Here is a 21427-nt window from a genome sequence, read left to right as displayed (position 1 = left end):
GCATCTTGCCTGTGAAACCTGTGTGGCACAGGCATCTTGCCTGTGAAACCTGTGTGGCACAGGCATCTTGCCTGTGAAACCTGTGTGGCACAGGCATCTTGCCTGTGAAACCTGTGTGGCACAGGCATCTTGCCTGTGAAACCTGTGTGGCACAGGCATCTTGCCTGTGAAACCTGTGTGGCACAGGCATCTTGCCTGTGAAACCTGTGTGGCACAGGCATCTTGCCTGTGACTGAAGCTTGGGCGGGCTAGAAGAGCCCACCCCACAAGAAATTCAGAAAAAGCTAAACTTCATATATTTGCCAAAAAAAAGGATATTCCTCTGGAGTCACTGAAAGACCAGCTTTGACAGGATTTTGCCTAATATATTCCCAAAAAACCTGAAATTCTCGTTCATCTCTGACAATGTGGTCATGTCGCTCATCCTGCCAGACAGTACCAATATGCTTCATCACCTTGGGAATTTGTTTAGAACTGTAGCTTTTCATACTGTGCAGAATGCTGCTGAGCGACCAGAATTTATTATCCGACTTTTCTAAAGGCTGCATGAGCATATGCACATGATCTGGCATTACAACTAAGCCAAAGATTTGATACCTTTGCCTATCAAAAAACTTGCAAGAATTGAGGACAACTTGCCTCGCAGCCGGAGTTAATTCCCGCTTTTCCCAAGTATTAAAAGTGATGAAATAGACCGCTCCTTCTAACTCCCAGTGAGGTAAATTTCTGTAAGTAACTTTTAATTGAGCATCTCTGAGTTTAAGGGGCAGACTAGAAGCCTGTCCCACAAAAAGCTGATATTGACCTGTGGGGTGGGCATCTTCCCCGCCCAAATCCTGATTGCTTGCCTGACTCAAAATTTCGCTAATCATATGACTAAGTACAACCGCACCTTAGTATAAAATAGCCTAAAGAAAGCAAAATTTCAATACCCTTACCGATGATTTTTGTAAAGTCTTTAAGCATTGTGGGGTGGGCATCTTGCCCGCCCCAAATATGCAAGTTAAATGGTCACAACTCATCTCATATTCAAAATCTTCTGTGCCGCACTTTCAGATACAGGCATTACCGATAACCGATTGCCTTTCCTCACCAGCAAAATCTCATCAGCGCTAAACTTTTGTTTCAGTTCATCCAAAGATATTAATTTAGCAAATTCCTCAACAAACTCAACTCTCACAGTTTGCCAGCGAGGTGCATCAAACTGCGATTTACGATCGTAATATTCGCTATTCATATCGAACTGACTTGGGTCAGCAATCCCAGTTTCCACGACACGCACTAAGCCCACAATTCCCGGTATTTGAGTATTAGAGTGGTAAAAAAAACCTAAATCTCCCCGACTCATTTCTCGCATAAAATTGCGCGCTTGATAGTTGCGAACGCCATCCCAAATCGAAGTGCGATCGCCCTTCAAATCCGCAATACTATAAACATCCGGTTCCGACTTCATTAGCCAATAATTCATACAATCTATTCGCTTGGGTTAGCCAAATATTCTTGAATATTATCTAAACACTGCTGCATAGCTTTTTGCATAAAAACCTGAACTAGCAACAACCCAAGCGGATAGAATACCGGAGAAGTCAGCATAAAATAAAACTCCCAATCAATCCGAGTTCCCTTTGCTGTAGCAGTGAAAATCCAATCTCCGCCACCCGACTCAATGAGTAGAGAAATCGGAAACTTAAACCCTCTAACGAGTCGGTAGGTTTGTCTTTCTGGCTTTTTGAAAGTAATGATTTCTTCATCAATCACCGAAGTGTCGGAATTTTCTATCCGCCGCACGCCGCCTTCACGCATCTCTCCACCATCTGCCATCTCAGCTTTAATAATTGCTGGAATTGGGCCATATCCGCGAAAGACTCTGGGCAGATTTGACAGGGAAGTAACAAAATCAAAAACTACTTCAGGCGAGGCAGCGATTTCTACTAATGCGTTGGTTTTAACTAACATTTATTTCTCCACCCATCTGATTTGATAATGAACAGTGAGTTAAAACTGCGTAAGTTTAATTATAGAATATCCTTCCGCTTCTGCAACCACAGAGTCAACATCAAATAAACGAAAATATGCACGCACAAAATACCCCAATTTAAACTCAAATTCTCCCAGGTTGGATCGTAAACAGGAGTAGGCTCAAACGGCTGAGGAAGCGTACTCCCGTCCGGTAATCTAGTAGGTGCGGGAACCATCGCATTCACATTAACTAAAGAGCCGTAAGCACCCACAGACCAGCGGCTTAACATCAGCCAAGAAAACTTGCTCGCCGCACCTTCCATCTTAAACAAAACTCCAGAAAAAATAATCTGAGGCAGCAATAATAGAGGCAAAGCGCTGTTAGCTTGAGAGCCATTTTTAACAATCGCGGAAACCACTAATCCGAGACTGACACAGCTCATTAATGTTAGGAACGTGGTAATACTTGCTCCCACAGGCCAGGAAATAAAACTCGGTTCGGGGGATTTAAAAGCAATCAGAATAACTCCTACCATTAACAGCGTTTGCAATACTGCCAAACCGGAAAGTATAAAAAGTTTTGAACCTAAATAAGCAAACAATCCTAAGTTGACCAAACGTTCGCGCAAATAAATAGCAGATTCTTTAACAATTTCTTGGAGAGAAGTTGCCAGTCCCACCCAAATCGCCGCACAGGTAAATACAAACAAAACTCTGAGCGCCAAAGGTGCTAAAGTTGCCTCCGGCGCGCCAATTAATGGGTCTTTATCTCTGACAGCTAGCCGCAGCAAACTAATGCCGATCGGCGCTGTTAAAAGAGCTAAACTCAAGTTAACTAAGTCACGGGAAATAAGCTGAAAATAGCGCTGGGCGAGCAGAACGAGTTGTTTGACAAAAGATTGAGATTGGGGTACAGAAGGTGCTGAAGGTGTTTTTGCATTAGCGTTTCCTGTGCTGAAGTGGTTGACAATATAGCGCTGATAGTAGGGAGATTTATTAAACTTTTCGGCCCAGCTTTGAACGTTGGTTTCTCCTGTTTCTAATTCGTTGTAAATGTCTGCAAAATCGCCCGTTTTGACATCGAAAAAATCGAGCGCTTCCCTAGGCGGGCCGAAGTAACAGAGGCGTCCGCCGCGACCCATAAAAACGATACGATCGCACATCGTGATATTTGCCGTCGCGTGAGTCACCAGAATCACCGTCCGGCCTTGATTTGCCAACTTTCGCAGCAGTTGCATCATCTTCTTATCCAAACCCGGATCGAGTCCTGAAGTCGGTTCGTCTAAAAAGAAAAGTTTCGGGTCTGCTAACAGTTCAACCCCGATGCTGACCCGCTTCCGCTGTCCGCCGCTAAGCTGTTTTACCAAAGCCTTGCGGCGGTGAGTCATTTCAATATCTTCTAAAGTTTTTGCGACTACCTGCTTGATATCAGTGTCGGGAGGTAAGCGCAATTTAGCTGCATAACTCAAGACTTCTTCTACTGTCAAATCTGCGTGCACAATATCGTCTTGAGGCACGTAACCGATTTGATTGCGGTAAATATTGAAATTTTGGCGCAGGTTGTCACCGTTGAGAAACACAGCGCCGTTAGTAGTTTTTTCGATGCCTAAAAGCGTCCGCATTAAAGTAGATTTGCCAGCGCCGCTACCGCCGACTAAAGCCACAAACTGCCCGGGTTCGATCGCCAAAGTGATGTTATCCAAACGCTTCGGAATCACCAGACTGTCAGCATCCACACGAATTTGGTGGCCGGAGTCCTGCATCTGCAACTCACCGCTGCGGTAAATTAGAGTAAACGGGCCGATCCGAATTGCATCTCCCTCAGACAACTGTACAGAATTTGTCACTCGCTGACCGTTAACAAAAACCCCGTTAACGCTGTGGTCTCGCAAAATATAATTGCCGCGACTGTCTTGGTCGATTGTGGCGTGGCGTCTAGAAACCAGCGGCGCGTCTAATTGCAGCGAAGCGTTTGGATCGCGACCCAACAAAACCGACCGATTCTTAAGAAGAATTGACTGCTTGCTAGGGACAGCAACTTGGTTCGCCAGCGGATTAAAATAACTCAGCAAAACTTGATTTTGAGGATCGAGACCGATTTTAATTTCTGTGCCGTTTTTCAGACAATAACCGTCATTGGGAGTGATGCGAGTGCGATCGACAAATAAGCCATTAGTGCTCGGCCGCTGCCCGTCACCGTCGTAAATCCAGTAATTATCCCCAATTTGGCGCAAAACAGCGTGAACGCCGGAAACTGCGCGCCAGGGTTCGGGAATGACTAAATCAGCACGAGTGCGATCGCGCCCCAATACGTGCTGCTGCTGTTTTAACTCTAACTGTAAAATTTCCCCTTGATTGCTTAATACTATATAAGGTCGATCGCTTAAAGCAGTCAGTTGTCCTATATTGCCTGTCATACTTCAATCGCGGTTTTTGCACTCACTTTTGTCAGCATATCAAAAGTAGGACAACAATACACTTATATTAAGCAAGTCTACTTAGCAACAACCGACAAACTGCGAAGCCGATTAATTGCCGCCGCCAATTCAAACCGTCGAAACATGGCAAAATCTCCTTCAGGAAAAGAGGATAAAATATCCATCCCCTGCGCCTCAATATCTGCCATCACCAAATCTATGATTTCCGACAAAGTGCGTTTCCCGTCCATGTATTGCTGCTTAGCATAAACCATTGCCGCAGCGATCGCCCTTAACTGTCCGCTGTCCACAATTTGCTCAACAGCACCCAAATCAATCTCCTCAGTTCCGAAAGCCAATTCATCAACATCCCGCACCTTCACCCGCACATCTCGCCGTCCCCGACTCGGATCTAAACTAGCAGGAATCGGCACTCTTTGAGTAATCTCACCAAAATTTTCTCCCCCTTCAGCAGCGCGGCTAATCGAGTATTTTTTAGCAATTTCTTTAGCTTTTTCCGTCACATTATATGCTTGAAAATTATCCAGTGCAATCACCGTACCTGCGACATCAAAATAATCCCCACTTCCCCCCATGACTAAAATAGTCGATACGCCGCAATCTGCGTACAACTGTTTAACTTTATCAATAAACGGCGTAATCGGTTCCTTATCCTTAGCGATGAGTTCCTGCATTCGGCGATCGCGAATCATAAAATTCGTCGCCGCCGTATCCTCATCCACCAATAAAACAGGCACTAAATCCTCTTCCTTTTTCCTTCTCTCCTGTTCCTCATTCCCTCTTCCTTCTTCCTTCTTCCGACTTCCATCGGACTGACATCCGTTAAATCCCGTACAGTGCTCGTTGCCGAACTTCCTTCTCCCCACTTCCAAAGCCTCAATAATGTTAGCAGCTTGCGACGTGCTACCGCTCGCATTCTCAGTATAAAATTGTGCAGTATCTCTACCTTGCGGCAAGTGGTTAATAAAAGGCGAAATATCAACTCCCGCCACACTTCTGCCATCTTCCGCCCTAATTTTAACCGCCGCCGGATTAGTCACCACAAATTCCCGACCATCTCCCGGAATTCGGTTGTAAACTCCCAACTCAATCGCCCTGAGTAAAGTTGATTTGCCGTGATAGCCGCCCCCAACAATCAAAGTAATCCCAGCGGGAATACCCATACCGGAAATCAAACCGCGATTCGGACAATTAAACTCAACTTTTAACGACGGCGGGGAGAGAAAAGGCACAGCATTATTTAACAAAGGGCGATCGTCAACACCCGTGCGGCGGGGCAAAATAGAACCGTCAGCCACAAACGCAACTAATCCTTTTTCAGCTAACTGTTCCCGCAGCCAGTCAGCATCTTCTACGGTTTCAACATGACGGCGACATTCAGCAGCATTTAAGTTAGCATACTTCAGAGATTTGCTGACAATTTCCGGGATATCTTCGCACAGCATTTCAGCAGCTTGTCGCCCTAAAATACTGCGTCCACTCGCTGGAAGTCCGACGGCAAATCGCAGTTCAACTCCTCCTAAATCTTCGATATCGGATGTATTTGAGGAAATGATAAATGCGGAAGTTCGCTCTAAAACTTCTTGTCCGAAGCCAGTCACTGCAATCACACCGCTTTTCCCAGTACCGCGTTTGCTGCTGATGCTATTTGCTGCTTTGTCAAACTGGCGAGTTAGGTAATCTCGCAGGGCTATTTCTCGACTGCGAGAGTTGAAAAGTTCGCGGGGAATTTGAGCAATGTTGGGGGGAACTATGACTCTAAATTTACTGGAAGAAGCAAACGGATCTCCCTGCACGTAATCAATAATTAATGTGAATTCAGAAAAGTCGTAGTTACCTTTAATGTCTTTGTAGGCTTTGTAGCCTCGATTGTCTAGTTGCCGTAAATGCCGTTCCAGGCTTTCTTTGTTAGTCATTTGTTAGTCCATTTGTTATTACTTATTAGTTATTTACCTAGTTCCTAGGCTCTGCCTAGGAACCGATTTCTAGAGGCTCTGCCTCGCTTGCTTGGCGTGGGGAAATTGGAGGCAGAGCCTCCGGATATGCGTTACCAGGCAGAGCCTGGTAACGAGTAGATTACCAATTACCAATTACCAATTACTAATTACCTAATTCCAATAATTTAGCCACGGCATTAACAACAATTTGAGCAGAACCGGCGAAAAAAGGTCGATCGATAGTTGCTAATGTATCGCTAGATTGGTGATAGTGGGGCGATCGCAAATTGGCAGTATCCGTCACCAACACAGCACCAATTCCCTTATACCAGAAAGGCGCGTGGTCGCTCCGCAAAACATCGGGAGTCAGCAACCCTTTCAGGGGAACCGGCAGCGCCACCACCGGCGGCAAACCGGCTTTTCCAGACTCCGCAAAACTTTTCAACAGCAGCGGATGTTCCGCATCCCCAATCACAGCGATAAACTCGCCTTTGTCGGGAGAAGTTACCCCCGATGCTTCTAAAAAAGGTTGTGCTGTCAATCCTTCGGGATATCGCTGGCATCCGGGCGTGCGACAGGCATAACCTACCATATCCAGGACGATCGCTCCCTGCAAATTTTTTAACCGCGCCTCGCTACCGGTGAATGCTAAACTGCCTAAAAGTCCGATTTCTTCCCTGTCGAAAAAAGCTACTTGCAGTGTCCGAGGTGTGGCACTAGAACCCAGCAATCTTGCTACTTCTAAAACTACAGCAACTCCCGTCGCATTGTCGTCAGCACCTGGGGAGTTTGGTACAGTATCGTAGTGGGCTGCCACTAAAATTGCACCGGCGTTTGAGTCAGTACCTTTTTTCTCAGCGAAGACGTTGATTCCTCGATCGAACCGCTGCAAATCTGGGGAAAATCCTAATGTTTGCAGTTGTTGGGAAATGTAGTCTCTAGTAAAAGAGCGAGATCGTTCTCCGTCACGTTCTCCTGCTAAAGTTTCGACGTGTTTCCACAACCGGGACTGGTCAATTTGGGGCAAAGAAAAAGCATCTTTTTCCGCAGGAAGCGGTAAGGGAGAAGGGTTTTGGGAAGTGTGGATATTGCGATCGATCGAAACTGCGGGTACACCCGACAACCGCTGCCACGAGTCAGAACGCCAACCCACAGCCGCCACCGCAACCAGAATAAATAGCGCTATCCAAATCAATTGTTTCATCAGTAAGTCTATTTGAGATTTTAGACAGGGCTTACGCACTCCTCACTCTCATCAACGGTTTTTTTTAGCAGGAGGGAGGGTTGCAGCGAAGTCTTTTCGTACAACCAGGTTTATCTGTGCAGGACTGTTAGATTTTAGATTTTATCTTGATACCCGAGTTCAAAATAAACCTGTTTCCAAAAATGAAACTCAAAACTCTTCATATTAGCTTCGGCAGAGGCAGCTTTGTGTATTTTTTTTACCTAAGAAACAGGTAAATATCTTTGAAGATCGCCGTCAAATGTGTCTGGCTTATTCTAGTATTCGACGGCGACATTCACCTTACTAATTTACCTTTAACATTCACAACTCAAAACTACTTTTTTTCCCACTCAATCTCCTTGTTCTCCAAGATCAAGCCACTACTGCTGGGAAAAGCGTAAGGAATAGTTCTTGCCGAAAATTCTACTATTTGAGTTGGTTGTTGAAACCACTCGGAATAACTGGGATTGAGTTGATCGTACAGTGCTTTTAAAGCTTGGATCTCTGCCTCTAGCTGCGCTGCTGCTTGATTGATTCTGCGAGCTTGTGCTTGCAAGCGTTTTTCCCCGGTTTGAACGTGGTTTTCTACTTCTTGCCAGTGCTGTCCGGCCAGCAATTTGTCTAGTTCACCTTGTTTGTAATTGAGTAAAGCCTGTTTTGGCTGCAGTTGCTTTTCAATATTTTTAGTCTCTCGGTCAATTTCCTGGATTTGCTGCAACCACTGCTCCCCAAAAGCAGCAGTTTGCTGGTGGAACTCGGCAATGGCTTCAGGAGTATTATTCTTGGGAAAACTGACTGCCACTCGGCACTCTGAGCGCTGTAAGCCAAGTTTTTCCCGCGCCTCTTGCAGGGTGGCAACTTCTGCTTCCAGCGCGCGGACTTCTTTTTGGAGTTCTGGGATGGTCTGACTCATGGGTTCAATTAGTGGACCTCTGCATCGATTTTAAGCTAATTGTTTATTTTTCTAACAAATCCCGGTCGCCTTCTTGCGGGAATTATCTAATTTTAGCGCGCTCCCACCCGGTGTCTAGGCATAATGGCGCATAATTTGTGGCACAATGGCTGATGCCACAGTTTAAATTAAGATTAAAATTATAATTACTGGCGAATATAAAATCTGAATGGGTGGGCATTTAATTTACCAAATCAACATAAATTAAGGTGCGATAGTTTTTAAAATCACTCCTGAAAATATGTTTATTTATTTGACATTTTTTACGCAATCAAGAATCTATTTAAAATTACGCAGCGGAGCTAATGAAAATCATCTATAGATTAATGTTGGGATATTTAACTGCTGCTATTTTTAGTGGGGAAGGCTGCATCAATGCCAAAAAAGTGGCGGCAACTGTAGGGGAGGGAAACGGCAATCGTGCTGTAGAAGCAATTTTGGTAGCGCCTCAGAAACTTAGCTATTTGCGATCGGCATCTCGCCCTCCTGCGCCTGCAAGCGGCAACTTATTTTTGGATAAATTATTCCACCTAGAGTCAGTAAATTTACCGAGCGAAAATTTTATACAATCTGAGGAAATTCCCGGACAAGAGCGTACTTTTAGGTTAAAAATAATCTGTTCTTATCTGGCTTTTATTTCTGTAGTAATCTCCTTATCGATCGGAACGAATACAGTAAATATTTTATCCCAGGCGATCGCGTTAATCAAAGCGAAGTCTAAAACAGGGAATGACAAGCTACCAGAAGCCGAAACAGTGTTGCATCCAACAGAAGAGGATATCTGGAATACTATTGCCAACATGACCCAAGATTTGCAGCAAACTGCCGAATATGCCCTCGATATTTGCGACGAAATGAACGTCTCGATAATTGCCACCACCCCGGGCGGTCATATCCTGTCGTTAAACCAAGCTACGTGTAAACTTTTAGGATACTCTCAAAAAGAGTTGTTAGGCAAACCAGTAGCGGAACTTTTTAAGACAACTGAATCACCTGAAGCTGGGTTAGAATTAGCAAATTTAACAGCCGAAAGTTCTGTCCGCAACGTCGAAAAAATCTACCTTTCCCAACAGGGAAAAAAAATAATTGTACAGCTTTCTATTTTAACTATTCGCGACAGCAAAGGCGAGGTCAGTGGCAAGTTGTACATATCACAAGATATTACTTATAGCAAGCGGGCTGAAAGAAATTTGCGGCGCAGTGAAAAAAAAATTCGGCAACTGATAGAAACTGTTCATGCTGCTGCATTAATATATCACCGCAGACAGTTGCGCTATGTCAATTCTTACACAGAAGCTGTGACTGGATATACTCGCGAAGAATTGCTAGGGTTGGATTTATACGATTTAATTCATCCAGATTTTCGAGAAACAGTTAAAAAATGGGGTAAATCCAGCCAGCCGCGCTCAAGTGCAGGCTCAAGATATGAAGTGAGAATTCTCACGAAAACCGGAGAAACACGCTGGATAGAAGCAACTGTACATCTTATAAAATTTGAGAGAAAACGGTCAATATTAGTCACAGCGTTTGATATCAGCGATCGCAAATTAGCAGAGTTAGAATTAGAAACATCTCTTTCGTTGCTTCAAGCAACCATTGAATCTACTGCTGACGGCATTCTCGCGGTTGACGGCGGAGGAAAAGTTCTCAGCTTTAACCGCAAGTTTGCCGAAATGTGGCAGTTGCCGGATTTCCTGCTCGATTCGAGAGATAACAACCAATTTTTGGGGTTCGGAATCAACCAGTTAAAATACCCGGAAATATTTCTCAACCGCGCTAAAGAATTGTCCGATTGCCCCGCAGCAGAAAGTGTCGATCTCATCGAGTTTAAAGATGGCAGAATTTTGGAACGCTACTCGATACCCCAGCGCACGGGAGGCAAAATTACTGGTCGAGTATTCAGCTTTCGAGATGTAACTGAACGCCTGCAATCCGAAGAAAAACTCCGCAAAAGCGAAGAACGCTTTCACCTGCTGACGCGGGCGACAAATGATGCGGTATGGGATTTTGACCTATTAAAAAATGAGTATTGGTTGAGCCAAGAGTTTGAAAAACTTTTTGGATACAAACTCAACGAAACTCAGACGATAGAATTAGAATCATGGTGGCTAAATATTCATCCAGAAGAACGGGAAAGAGTCAAGTCAAGCTTCAACGAAACAATGAATTCACACGCTCAATGTTGGTCGGAGGAATACAGCTTTCGCCATGCAGACGGGGGATATGTTTTTGTACTAGATCGCGGACACATCATCCGCAATGCAAGCGGCAAAGCAGTGAGGGCGCTCGGCACAATGATGGACATTACTCAGCGCAAGCAAGCTGAAGAAATTATTCGCTATCAAGCTGTTTACGACCAACTCACGGGTTTACCGAACCGGATTCTCTTTAACGAGCGGCTGCTGGTGTCATTAAAACAAGCTAAAAAAACAAAAAAAATGCTAGCGGTGATGTTTTTAGACTTGGACAGATTCAAAAAGATTAATGATACACTAGGTCACGCTGCGGGCGATCGCCTGTTAGAAGGTTTTGCCGGACGCATCACCGACACTTTGCGATCGACTGATACGGTGGCCCGCTGGGGAGGCGACGAATTCACCGTACTGCTTCCCGAGATCAATTGCTTAGAAGATGCAGTTAAAACAGCTCAAAGAATACTCGACAATTTAAAGCCAGCATTTAAACTAGAAGGACAGCCGTTTCATGTTAGCAGCAGCATCGGCATTGCCATTTATCCAAACGACGGCGAAGATGCCGATGCTTTAGTCAAAAATGCCGATGCCGCCTTGTACCGTGCTAAAGAAATGGGCAGAAATAACTATCAGTTATATACTTCAATAATTAATCCCCAAAACACCCAGTTGCTGACAGTAGAAAACAGGCAGCACGAGGATATAGAACAAGGAAAATTTGAGTTTTTATACCAGCCAAAAGTCAACATAACTACTTGTAAAAGCCCGGGTATGGAAGCCCTGCTGCGCTCGCATTCTCCAGAATTAGGTTTAGTTGCTCCCGCTACATTTATGCCCATCGCCGAAGAGAACGGACTAATTGTACCTATTAGCCAAGGGGTACTAGAAACTGCCTGCACTCAGAATAAAGCTTGGCAGGATGCTTGGCAACCAGATTTGCGGGTAGCCGTCAACTTTCCGGCTAGGCAGTTCCAGCAATTTAATTTATACCAAATCGGGGTTAGCTACCCCCTCTATCAGGGGAGAAAAAAACTCCCAGCGAGCTCGTTATTTTCCCCCCAGCACGATTGTCAGCTTTCCCCGAGCGTCGCGCGCATACATAGTGCAGCACAATAGCAGCATTGTGCTGCACTTTCGCCAAAATTGTCTAAAATACTCGACCATGAAGATCCGCTTAAATAAACAACAATTAACTTCTTAACCTCTCATGGCTAAACGCATATCAACCTCTATAGCAGAAGGAATCTATGACATACTTCAAAAGTGGGCAAATGAGCAACGCCGTTGAATCACCGGCTTGTCAGGATTCATTTTAGAACAAGCTGTCAGAGAACTCCAAAAACAAATACCAAAATAGTCCCCGTCCTCTGATGATAAACCAAATAAAATTTGAGCCAGGTTAGCAATGAAATTTATCGGCATAGACTTAGGTTGGAGCTCAGGAGCAAGCGGCTTGTGCTGCTTAAATTGGGAAAACAATCAATTACAATTAATAGAGTGCGATCGCAAACAATCCCCTAACGACATTCTCACCTGGCTCGACACCCAAGTCTCCCCAACCGAACCAGCCATCATCGCCGTAGACGCGCCCACAATCATCGCCAATCTAACAGGAATGCGCGAGGCCGACAAACTCACGCACAAACACTTCGCGCGCTACCACGCAGGCTGCTATCCCGCCAACCTTTCCCGCCCCTTCGCCCAACAAACCGTAGAATTCGGCCTTTGTTTAGAAGCCAGAGGATTTGTCCACGCACCAATAATGGAAGCTCAAAAACTAGGCAGATATCAAATAGAAGTCTATCCCCATCCCGCTACAATAAATCTATTCAAATTAGAGCGAATAATCAAATACAAAAAAGGAAAACTGGCAGAACGTCAACTAGAATTGATGAAACTCTGCCAGTATATTATAGATATTTTACCGAGCCTTGAACCCTCTCTAAATCTGTCTTGTGGCACAGGCATCTTGCCTGTGAGCTGTGGCACAGGCAAGATGCCTGTGAGCGGTTCAAAACTCCCCGAAATCCCCACCAGTATTGCCACCCTCAAAGCCTTAGAAGACCAGCTAGATGCCTTGCTGTGCGCTTATATAGGTGCTCACTGGTGGTACTGGGGCATAGAGAGGAATTTGGTATTGGGCGATCGCACAAACGGCTACATAGTCATTCCCCAACCTCGATAAGGAGAAAGGAAGCATCGCAGAATCGGGCATTGGGCATGACAGTCAACAGCCAACAGTCAACAGCCAACAGTCAACAGCCAACTGACTAATGTGCCCAGAGAATCACGCCAGCTTCATAAGGACTGCTGAGATTGTCGTGCTTCGGCAAAACCCGCAACGATAAACCTTGCAAGCCGCTAGAAGTATAAGTAATGTCAGCCGTATAAAGGCTAGCATTGTGAGAATCTTCTCCCAAATACTCCATTACCACCGGCACGCCACCGATGATATTTCCGTTAGCATCAACCGAACCTTGATAAAGTTCAACTTGCACGTCCGCAGGCGTTAATCCCATCAGATTAATGCGAGATTTAACAGCGATCGACTGATGGACCTTAACTTCCTTATCCTGGGAAATATCAACAGCCTCAATCTTAATATCCTTCCACTTCGCGAGAACGTGCTTCTTCCAATGAGACAACTCCTTGGCGGGAGCGCAATTATCCGAAGTCATGGTGTGGAAGCGATCGCTCACCGGGAAATAAGCCCGCCGCGCGTAATCCTTCACCATCCGAGCAGTATTGAAGAAAGGACAGTTCAAGCGAATAGAATCCTTCATTTTCTCCGTCCAACCGCGGGGAATGCCATCAGCATCCCGGTTGTAAAACAGCGGTACAACTTCTTTTTCCATCAAGTCGTACAAAGCATTCGCCTCGACCTCATCCTGATACTTAGTATCTTCGTAAAACTCCCCATGTCCGATCGGCCAACCGGTACGAACATAATCAGCTTCATCCCACCAGCCGTCGAGGATGCTCAGATTCGGCAAACCATTCATCGAAGCTTTCATCCCCGAAGTCCCGGAAGCTTCCCGGGGGCGGCGCGGCGTATTCAGCCACACATCGCAGCCAGACACCATCATCCGAGCGACGTTAATGTCGTAGTTCGGCAAAAACACCATCGAGCTCATCGTTTCGTGCTCGCGGATAAAGTGAACGATATCCCGAATCAATTCCTTACCCGGAATATCCATCGGGTGAGCCTTCCCAGCAATCACAAACTGCACGGGGCGGTTTTTGTCCCGCATGATCCGCATAATTCGATCGACATCGCGCAAAAACAGCGTAGCCCGCTTGTAAGTAGCAAAGCGGCGGGCAAACCCGATCGTCAGCACCTTCGGATCGAGAGCCTCCCGCGCGTGTTCGATTTCCGTTTGGGCCGCACCCCGCTCGCGCAAAGTCTTTTGCAGCCACTCCCGTGCGAACACCACCAACTCCGATCGACAGCGTTCGTGATTGCGCCACAGTTCCTCATCAGGAATCGACGAAAGCCTGTCCCAGAGCCGATCGTCCTTGCGAGTCATTTCCCACTCCGGGCCGAGGTATCGATCGTACAACTCCTGAGTAGACTTCGCCACACAACTGCGAGCGTGTACCCCGTTGGTAATCGAAGTAATCGGTACTTCTTCCTGCGGCAAACCCGGCCACAAACCTTGAAACATCGGGCGCGACACCACGCCGTGCAAAGCCGCCACCCCGTTGACAAAACTCGACATTTTAATTGCCAAAATTGCCATATTCAGAGGTGCGGACAAATCGCCAGTATTCTCCCGGCCCAATCCTAAAAACTCATCTTGCGACAAGCCAAATATCTTGGGATAGTGACTCAGATAGTGCATCACCATATCCGGCTCGAACAAGTCAAATCCAGCAGGTACCGGCGTGTGAGTCGTAAACATACTGCTCGAAACCACCACCTGTTCCGCTTCTACGAAACTCAGGTGATATTCCTCCATCAGCATCCGAATGCGTTCCAAAGCCATGAAAGCCGCGTGGCCTTCATTCATGTGATAAGCCGTAACTGTCAGCCCCAATGCCTTGAGCATTTTCACGCCGCCGATGCCCAACATGATTTCTTGGTGCATCCGCAGAGTTTTATCACCGCCATACAGTTGGTCGGTAATATCTTGGTCGTAGCGGCTGTTAGGTTCAATATTTGTATCCATCAGGTACAAAGGAACCGTTCCCACTTGTACTCGCCAAATCCGGGCATACACCTTGCGGCCGGGATAGTCCACCTCAATCCGCAATTCCGAACCGTCGGGATTGCGTTCTGGGTGCAGCGGCATATTGTAGAAATCATTGAGCGGATAGCGTTCTTGCTGCCAGCCGTCGGCGTTGAGATACTGCGAAAAATAACCTTCTTGGTAGAGCAGGCCGACACCGACTAAGGGCAAGCCCAAATCACTAGCTGATTTGAGGTGGTCGCCTGCGAGCACGCCCAAACCGCCCGAATAGATCGGTAGGGCTTTAACTAAGCCGAATTCCATCGAAAAGTAAGCGTAGCATTCTTGCTGCTCGGTGCCGCGCTGTTTGCGGTACCAGGCGCGATTTTTGAGATAATCGTCTAACTGCTGGGCTGCTCGGTTCATTTGGGCAATGAAGCCTTCGTCTTCTGCCATTTCTTGCAGTCGCTCTTGAGATATGGTTCCGAGCATCAGCACCGGGTTTTGGTTGCTGGAGTCCCACAGGTCTCGATCGAGGCGGCGGAAAAGGTCTTTGGTATCGACGTTCCAGTCCCAGTGCAAGTTGTAGGCAAGTTTGCGTAGGGGTTCGAGAATTGCCGGTAGCGAGGGCGAAACGTTAAATGTGCGAATTGGCTGCATAGACAAAGCATTTATATGAGGGTAGCGATATTTTCCTCTGTCTTTAGCCGCAAGTCGGTTATTCTGCACACTATTTTAAGTTTTAACAAAACCGCCGGGAAGTCCCCACCTATAGGAATATTAGGTGGGGACTTCCCGGCGAGTCAGGTCCAGCGGGGATCGATCGCCCGAGCGATGTTCCTCCTCAAAAAGTTTTTCTCGCTTCTGTCGCAAGAGCTTATTAAGATTAATTCTTGATTAGATTGAGCCGACGACGAAATGTCAACTTAAGCCGAAAAGCCGCTCCAAGACTTAAGTCCAAAGCTTATAGCTCAAGTCCTCGCTACTTACAGCAGATTCCACGTTTATGAAGTAGACCCGCCTATCGTTCGATCCTCGTAGGGACACGGGGCCCCGCCGTGTCCCTAGTACACTTCATAAACCTGGAATAGGCTGTATCAAAAAAAAAGTTGCAGATTTACTTGACATTGGCAGCAGAGTTATTTTTTTTTGACTAAATTACTGCAAATAATTCGCAATAAACGGCTGGCTTGTTGACCGCGACCCTTACTAATTGCGTAGCAGCCCAAAAATATTACCGGTGTGTGGTGTTCCGATGAAACTGTATTTACCGTTGGCGTGCGTTGCACTGCTGAGTATTGGTACCGCGCCGCCTGTGGCGGCTGACGCTGCTAAAGAGGACTTAACTGAAGCCTCGCGATCGATCTCCCAGACACCGACGCCTTTCGAGCGTCCGGGCGAGTCAGAGGAATTGCCTCAACCGTTGCCCGATCGCGCTCTTGGGGCACGGCCAGAACTTTCCCTTAAGAAGTCGTCGATTAAAAGTGAAAAGCTTGAAACAAAGCAAACTGCGGAGGACGAATCTCGCCAACCCAATCCCCTGTTGACGCAAAATATTTCTGACAATGACGATCGCTCTAGCTCTATCCCCAATCCTCCACCAGTAGTCGCTGGGCTATCAATACCGACGACATCCATTCCTAAAGTTGACGAAATAGAACAACCCAGCACCAGTGCCCAGGGGCTATTGCGTCCGTCGGTACGGAGTTTTACAGGTTTGGACGATACCGTGCAAATCTCTCAATCAGCCGTACAAGTAACAGGTGTCCGGCTCAACGCAACAGCAAACGGTTTAGAAGTAATTCTAGAAACACCATCCGGGCAAGTGCTGCAAGCTACGACCAGAATAGAGGGAAAAAGCGCGATCTCAGATATTGAAAATGCCCAATTAGCTTTACCTTCAGGTGGGGAATTTAAAGCTTCTAGTCCAGAGCGAGGAATTGCATCCGTAACAGTAACTCAGTTGGAAGGCAATCGGATTCAAGTGAGTGTAACTGGCATAAAAGCAGCACCGACATCAGAGGTAGTAAAGAGCGCTCGGGGATTAGTTTTAGGCGTGACACCCAGTCCCCAAGAAGATATTAATATCACAGTCACAGCCAGACAGCAAACTCCCTATGTCATCCCCAATGCTTCCTCCGCCACCCGCACCGACACGCCAATTCGCGATATTCCTCAGTCAATTCAAATTATCCCCCAAGACGTGATTGAAGATCAACAAGTCGTGCGAATCGAAGAAGCATTGCGCAACGTTAGCGGTGTCACATACGGCGGAAGCTCTACAGGCCGAGGCAGCACTTTCGGCCTTCGAGGTTTTAACAATGCTCCTATCTTGCGAGATGGGTTTAGGCAGTACGGTTCTTTTGAAACTATTCCAGAAGTCGCCAACCTCGATCGCGTTGAAGTTCTTAAAGGGCCGGCTTCAATATTGTATGGCGAAATTCAACCGGGGGGTTTAATTAACTTAGTATCCAAACAACCGCTGTCAGAACCTTTCTACGAAGCTGAACTGCAACTCGGAAGCAGGAATTTTTTCAGCCCCCGCTTTGACATTTCCGGCCCCTTAACCTCAGATGGCAACCTGCTTTACCGCCTGAACGGATTGTACCAAACAACTGAGAATTTTCGAGGCTACGAACAAAACGACGAGCGCTTGTTTATTGGGCCAACACTTACCTGGAGAATTGGCGATCGCACCGACTTGACAGTTTCCCTGGAATACATCGATGATAAGCTAGATCCTGATGATGGATTTCCTGTTAGTGGCAATCGGATTGTTGACGTTCCGCGCGATCGTATTAGCGGCGAACCTGATGATATGATAGGAACCCAATACTTCAATGTTGGCTACAATTTCGAGCACCGTTTCAGCGAGAACTGGAAGTTGCGGAATGCGTTTCGCTATTCATCCTACAACTACGATTACAACGTACTCGCTCTTCCATTTGACTTTGATGATGAAACTGGCACCGTTACTCGCTTCTGGGCTTCTCAAGACGGGCAAAATAAAAACTACGCCCTCCAAACAAACTTCGTTGGCGAATTTGCTACAGGTTCAGTCGAGCACACTCTCATTTTCGGTGCAGACATCAGCTACAACGATGAAAGAATTTTCTCAGTAGGGGATTTTGAAACAGCAATTCCCCTCGATATTTTCAATCCGGTTTACGGTCAAGTTCCCAAACCAGACGAGGGTACACTAGCTGGCTTTGGTGGGAATGATGTAGAGACAAGCCGATATGGATTCTACGTGCAAGATCAAATTTCAATCTTCGAGAATTTAAAGCTGCTAGCAGGGCTTCGCTATGATACCGCAGAGCAAAAAAACCGAGTAATTCCGGGTACTTCCAACCCAGATGCGAGCGAAACAACTCAAAATTACGATGATTTTACCCCCCGTGTAGGGATTGTTTATCAACCTATCCCAGAACTTTCTCTTTATGCCAGCTATTCGCGATCTTTCAATCCGGGTTCAGCAACAACATCCGGCGGCGGTCTCATCGAACCCGAAACCGGAAAAGGGTACGAAGTCGGTGTCAAAGCTGAGTTGCTCGACAGAAGGCTGCTCGCTACTTTGGCATATTTTGACATTACAAAACAAAACGTTGCTGTAGCCGATCCGAATAATCCTTTATTCTCAATTGCCTCTGGGGAACAGCGGAGTCGAGGTGTTGAATTAGACGTAGCCGGACAAATTTTGCCCGGTTGGAATGTGATCGCCGCTTACGCCTACACTGACGCGGAAGTTACAGGAGATACAGACCGATCTCTGGTTGGCAACAGATTGTTTAATGTTCCCGAACACAGCGCTAGTCTGTGGACAACTTATGAAATTCAAAGCGGCGATTTGCAGGGTTTAGGTTTTGGGGTTGGGTTCAACTTTGTTGGCGAAAGACAAGGGGATTTAGCTAACAGCTTTCAAGCAAGTAGTTATTTCGTTCCCAATGCCGCTGTTTTTTATCAGCGGGATAATTGGCGAGCTGCTATCAACATCAAAAACTTGTTCAATATCGACTACATTGAATCTGTCCGAAATAGCCGCTCGTCTAGCAATCAGCCCGGTGAACCATTAACAGTAATTGGTTCATTTTCCCTACTGTTTTGAAAGTGATTTTGCGAGTTAGCAGCGACTCGATCGCACTCTAAATTTTCTACAAGGAGATATCCATGAAACGATTTCAACTCAAAACAATTCTAGCTTTAACTGCGGTAGTGGCGATCGCTTGTCAAGCCGCATCAGATATACCAGAAGCGAATAAACCAGCCGATGGGGCAGCTCCGACAAACGCTTCTAGTACCTCTGAAAAGACAGCCCCGCAAGCGCCCCAAAATATCGCGCCCCCGTCGCCTGTAGCGACTCAGGTTCTCTCCCTCAATGCCTACAAAGTCCCTTATTTAGGATTTGATGGCGTGTTTAATCTCAACGCAGAACACCAGAACTCTGTCAAAGATCCGCGCAATCCCAAACGCATTGATATCGAGAAAATGGAGAAATTCAGCTTCTACGAAGATGCAGCGGGTAAAAAACCGATCGCGCGCAACTGTCAATACGTATACATGGGTGCAACTGCCGATTCCAAGTATTACAAAGAGTACAAGGTAGCTTGGGATTTATTTGAGTTAGCGAAACAAGAAAAGCAAGATCCAGGCTGTAATCGCTTCCAGTATCTCAGTTTCATCCCGCCGCACGGTGCATCAAACGGTGAACCAATACATATGCACTTTCGCTATGGCAGTAAGCCATCTAGCTTTGCAACGCTTGTGAATATGACCAACGATAAAGAAGATGCCGCTAAATTCAGTCCTTGGTTTGCGACTTATTGCGGTGGTGGCAAAACAAAATGTGGCAAAGGAGAGTGAGGTTAAAAGCGATGAAAATTCGGAATTTCGTTCTCAACATTCACAGCATCATTGGCATATTTCTGGGATTAATCTTTGTCATTAGTGGTTTGACTGGTAGCGCGATCGTCTTTCGTGAAGAAGCCGATCGAGCATTGAATCAAACTTTGATGCAGGTCACTCCCCAACCCAAAAAAGCGTCGATCGACCGGATTTTTGATTCTGTCCAGCAAGCCTATCCAAATCTGCGATCGCCGTTGATTCGGTTTCCCAAAACACCCGAAGATACCTATAACTTTGGCGGACATTTACCCGACGAAAATCACTTAGAAGTCTATGTGAATCCTTATACAGCCAAGGTATTGGGTTCGAGAGTGTGGGAGGGATCGTTTATCGGTTTTATGCACACTTTACACTACACCCTCTTTCTAAAAAAGCCCGGTCACATGGCAATGGGTTTTGTGGCTGTATTGCTATTGCTGACCACTATCACAGGAACGTTACTTTGGTCGGGTTGGCGAAACTTAAAAATCGGATTCAAAATTCGCTGGAGAGCACCTGCACCGCTATTGAATTACGACTTGCATAACGTCGGCGGTATCCTCACAACAATTCTACTCAGCATCCTTGCTTTTACTGGCTCAGTGATTATTGCAGCGCAGTTTTTATTAGGTGGAGCGGGTCAGCCCGAAGCCAAACCCCTTCCATCTCAAACTCAAACACCAATTGCACTGAGTCAATTAATTCAAAAAGCCGATGCTGCCCTTCCCGGTGGAAAGATTTCCTACATCCAATTTCCTGAAGACCAAGCCAATAAGCTAGTTATTCAGAAACGTTTTTCCGAACAAAAAACGGGACATTTTGACTTTAGTGCAGTGGAGATCGATCGCTTTACGGGCAAGGTGTTGAAAGCAGAGAAAGTGCTGGAACCGAATCCCGTATTTAAGGTGCTGTTGGTAATTGTTAATTTGCACTACGGCACATTTGGCGGGATTTTCACTCGCATTCTCTATGTTTTCATCGGTTTAATACCCGCCGTTTTATTAATCACCGGTTTAGTGATTTGGAAACGGAGACGGTGGCTGATGGCAAGAGGGGAATCAGCATCCCAATGGCGGGCTGAGGAAACTCAGTCAAATCGGCTTTCTTAGGATAATTTCAGTCAATAAAGTATTGAAAGCCCGCGCCACAGATGTACTCAGCTTGGCGGTGGCTAGTTTACGCAATTTTCACTTTCCTCAACAGAGAATTTACTAAAAGTTTGCTAAGTAGTTAAACAAAATTAATTACATAACTAATATAATAAAAATATTAAGTGGTATTTAAAGAGGTTTTATATTTTTTTACTTCGAGACATTAATCCACTTTCCTTGAAATTTCTAAACCGAATTTATCGCGAAAGCAGACATCATCAAGTGCGCCTAGCAAGCACACTTTTTAATCTTAGTTTCACGTGTCAAAAATAAAAACTTGAGGAAAATTTTTCAAGTTAGTTATAAGACTATGTATAACTGATTGAATCGATGGGAATGTGAGGGAATGCTCGGATTATACAATAAACCAGGTAGAGGCAGAAAAAAAACTTTTGATTCCGCACAATCAGCTCAAATTAGAGACTGGGTAAAATTGGAGCCAAGACAATTAAAGCAAGTAGTGCAAAATATTAAACAAGAATGGGATATTAATATCAGTACGGAAACTATTAAAAGAATAATT

At 45.9% G+C, this 21427-nt stretch carries 14 protein-coding genes; 6 read left to right on the top strand and 8 right to left on the bottom strand.

The features are described from left to right. Positions 1-284: 284 nt before the first annotated feature. From QUB30_RS30775 to QUB30_RS30745, 7 genes are all read right to left on the bottom strand, one after another. Positions 285-872 carry an REP-associated tyrosine transposase gene (locus QUB30_RS30775; protein ID WP_333341703.1) on the bottom strand — a complete coding sequence of 196 codons (588 nt, stop codon included), beginning with the start codon at positions 870-872 and terminating at the stop codon, positions 285-287. A gap of 146 nt (positions 873-1018) precedes the next feature. Then, positions 1019-1468 carry an EVE domain-containing protein gene (locus tag QUB30_RS30770; RefSeq protein ID WP_333341702.1) on the bottom strand — a complete coding sequence of 150 codons (450 nt, stop codon included), beginning with the start codon at positions 1466-1468 and terminating at the stop codon, positions 1019-1021. A 5-nt stretch (positions 1469-1473) separates the two neighbouring features. Then, positions 1474-1956: an SRPBCC family protein gene (locus tag QUB30_RS30765; protein WP_333341700.1), complete on the bottom strand. Its 483-nt coding sequence runs from the start codon at positions 1954-1956 to the stop codon at positions 1474-1476. A 59-nt stretch (positions 1957-2015) separates the two neighbouring features. Continuing rightward, the gene (locus QUB30_RS30760) at positions 2016-4376 is read right to left on the bottom strand and encodes an FHA domain-containing protein (protein WP_333341699.1); all 2361 of its coding nucleotides are present in this window, start codon (positions 4374-4376) and stop codon (positions 2016-2018) included. Between the two features lie 77 nt (positions 4377-4453). Next, positions 4454-6313: an ABC-ATPase domain-containing protein gene (locus QUB30_RS30755; RefSeq protein WP_333341698.1), complete on the bottom strand. Its 1860-nt coding sequence runs from the start codon at positions 6311-6313 to the stop codon at positions 4454-4456. Between the two features lie 184 nt (positions 6314-6497). After that, the gene (locus QUB30_RS30750; RefSeq protein ID WP_333341696.1) at positions 6498-7538 is read right to left on the bottom strand and encodes a M20/M25/M40 family metallo-hydrolase; all 1041 of its coding nucleotides are present in this window, start codon (positions 7536-7538) and stop codon (positions 6498-6500) included. Positions 7539-7893: 355 nt separating this feature from the next. Then, positions 7894-8472, bottom strand: a complete 579-nt coding sequence (locus QUB30_RS30745; RefSeq protein WP_333341695.1) for a hypothetical protein — start codon at positions 8470-8472, stop codon at positions 7894-7896. Positions 8473-8816: 344 nt separating this feature from the next. Here QUB30_RS30745 and QUB30_RS30740 point away from each other — a divergent pair, with 344 nt between their 5' ends. Together QUB30_RS30740 and QUB30_RS30735 are read left to right on the top strand one after the other, a co-directional pair. After that, a complete protein-coding gene (locus QUB30_RS30740; protein WP_333341692.1) occupies positions 8817-11819 on the top strand; it encodes a PAS domain S-box protein in 3003 nt (1000 codons plus the stop codon). Between the two features lie 289 nt (positions 11820-12108). After that, complete coding sequence (locus QUB30_RS30735) at positions 12109-12888, top strand: DUF429 domain-containing protein (protein ID WP_333341690.1); 780 nt, start codon at positions 12109-12111, stop codon at positions 12886-12888. 85 nt (positions 12889-12973) lie between these two features. Here QUB30_RS30735 and glgP read toward each other — a convergent pair whose 3' ends face one another. Then, on the bottom strand, positions 12974-15532 hold the full coding sequence (gene glgP / locus QUB30_RS30730) for an alpha-glucan family phosphorylase (RefSeq protein ID WP_333341688.1): 2559 nt from the start codon (positions 15530-15532) through the stop codon (positions 12974-12976). A gap of 595 nt (positions 15533-16127) precedes the next feature. On the opposite strand from glgP, the gene QUB30_RS30725 reads away from it, so the two are divergent. The 4 genes from QUB30_RS30725 to QUB30_RS34025 form a co-directional block, all read left to right on the top strand. Continuing rightward, the gene (locus tag QUB30_RS30725; RefSeq protein WP_333341686.1) at positions 16128-18977 is read left to right on the top strand and encodes a TonB-dependent siderophore receptor; all 2850 of its coding nucleotides are present in this window, start codon (positions 16128-16130) and stop codon (positions 18975-18977) included. Between the two features lie 62 nt (positions 18978-19039). Next, positions 19040-19732 carry a hypothetical protein gene (locus QUB30_RS30720; protein ID WP_333341684.1) on the top strand — a complete coding sequence of 231 codons (693 nt, stop codon included), beginning with the start codon at positions 19040-19042 and terminating at the stop codon, positions 19730-19732. Between the two features lie 11 nt (positions 19733-19743). Continuing rightward, positions 19744-20862: a PepSY-associated TM helix domain-containing protein gene (locus QUB30_RS30715; protein WP_333341682.1), complete on the top strand. Its 1119-nt coding sequence runs from the start codon at positions 19744-19746 to the stop codon at positions 20860-20862. A 364-nt stretch (positions 20863-21226) separates the two neighbouring features. After that, positions 21227-21427, top strand: a 201-nt coding sequence (locus QUB30_RS34025) for a helix-turn-helix domain-containing protein (RefSeq protein WP_445300567.1), incomplete at its 3' end; no start/stop codon positions are given.

Source organism: Microcoleus sp. BROC3 (assembly GCF_036702515.1).
Taxonomy (GTDB): domain Bacteria; phylum Cyanobacteriota; class Cyanobacteriia; order Cyanobacteriales; family Microcoleaceae; genus Microcoleus.
The sequence above is the reverse complement of the archived record's forward strand: the minus strand, read 5'-3'. Positions and strand labels throughout refer to the sequence as shown.

Bases quoted from the DNA above. Each gene is read 5' to 3' on its own strand.
- QUB30_RS30775 (WP_333341703.1), bottom strand. From the start codon at position 872: ATGATTAGCGAAATTTTGAGTCAGGCAAGCAATCAGGATTTGGGCGGG.
- QUB30_RS30770 (WP_333341702.1), bottom strand. From the start codon at position 1,468: ATGAATTATTGGCTAATGAAGTCGGAACCGGATGTTTATAGTATTGCG.
- QUB30_RS30765 (WP_333341700.1), bottom strand. From the start codon at position 1,956: ATGTTAGTTAAAACCAACGCATTAGTAGAAATCGCTGCCTCGCCTGAA.
- QUB30_RS30760 (WP_333341699.1), bottom strand. From the start codon at position 4,376: ATGACAGGCAATATAGGACAACTGACTGCTTTAAGCGATCGACCTTAT.
- QUB30_RS30755 (WP_333341698.1), bottom strand. From the start codon at position 6,313: ATGACTAACAAAGAAAGCCTGGAACGGCATTTACGGCAACTAGACAAT.
- QUB30_RS30750 (WP_333341696.1), bottom strand. From the start codon at position 7,538: ATGAAACAATTGATTTGGATAGCGCTATTTATTCTGGTTGCGGTGGCG.
- QUB30_RS30745 (WP_333341695.1), bottom strand. From the start codon at position 8,472: ATGAGTCAGACCATCCCAGAACTCCAAAAAGAAGTCCGCGCGCTGGAA.
- QUB30_RS30740 (WP_333341692.1), top strand. From the start codon at position 8,817: ATGAAAATCATCTATAGATTAATGTTGGGATATTTAACTGCTGCTATT.
- QUB30_RS30735 (WP_333341690.1), top strand. From the start codon at position 12,109: ATGAAATTTATCGGCATAGACTTAGGTTGGAGCTCAGGAGCAAGCGGC.
- glgP (WP_333341688.1), bottom strand. From the start codon at position 15,532: ATGCAGCCAATTCGCACATTTAACGTTTCGCCCTCGCTACCGGCAATT.
- QUB30_RS30725 (WP_333341686.1), top strand. From the start codon at position 16,128: ATGAAACTGTATTTACCGTTGGCGTGCGTTGCACTGCTGAGTATTGGT.
- QUB30_RS30720 (WP_333341684.1), top strand. From the start codon at position 19,040: ATGAAACGATTTCAACTCAAAACAATTCTAGCTTTAACTGCGGTAGTG.
- QUB30_RS30715 (WP_333341682.1), top strand. From the start codon at position 19,744: ATGAAAATTCGGAATTTCGTTCTCAACATTCACAGCATCATTGGCATA.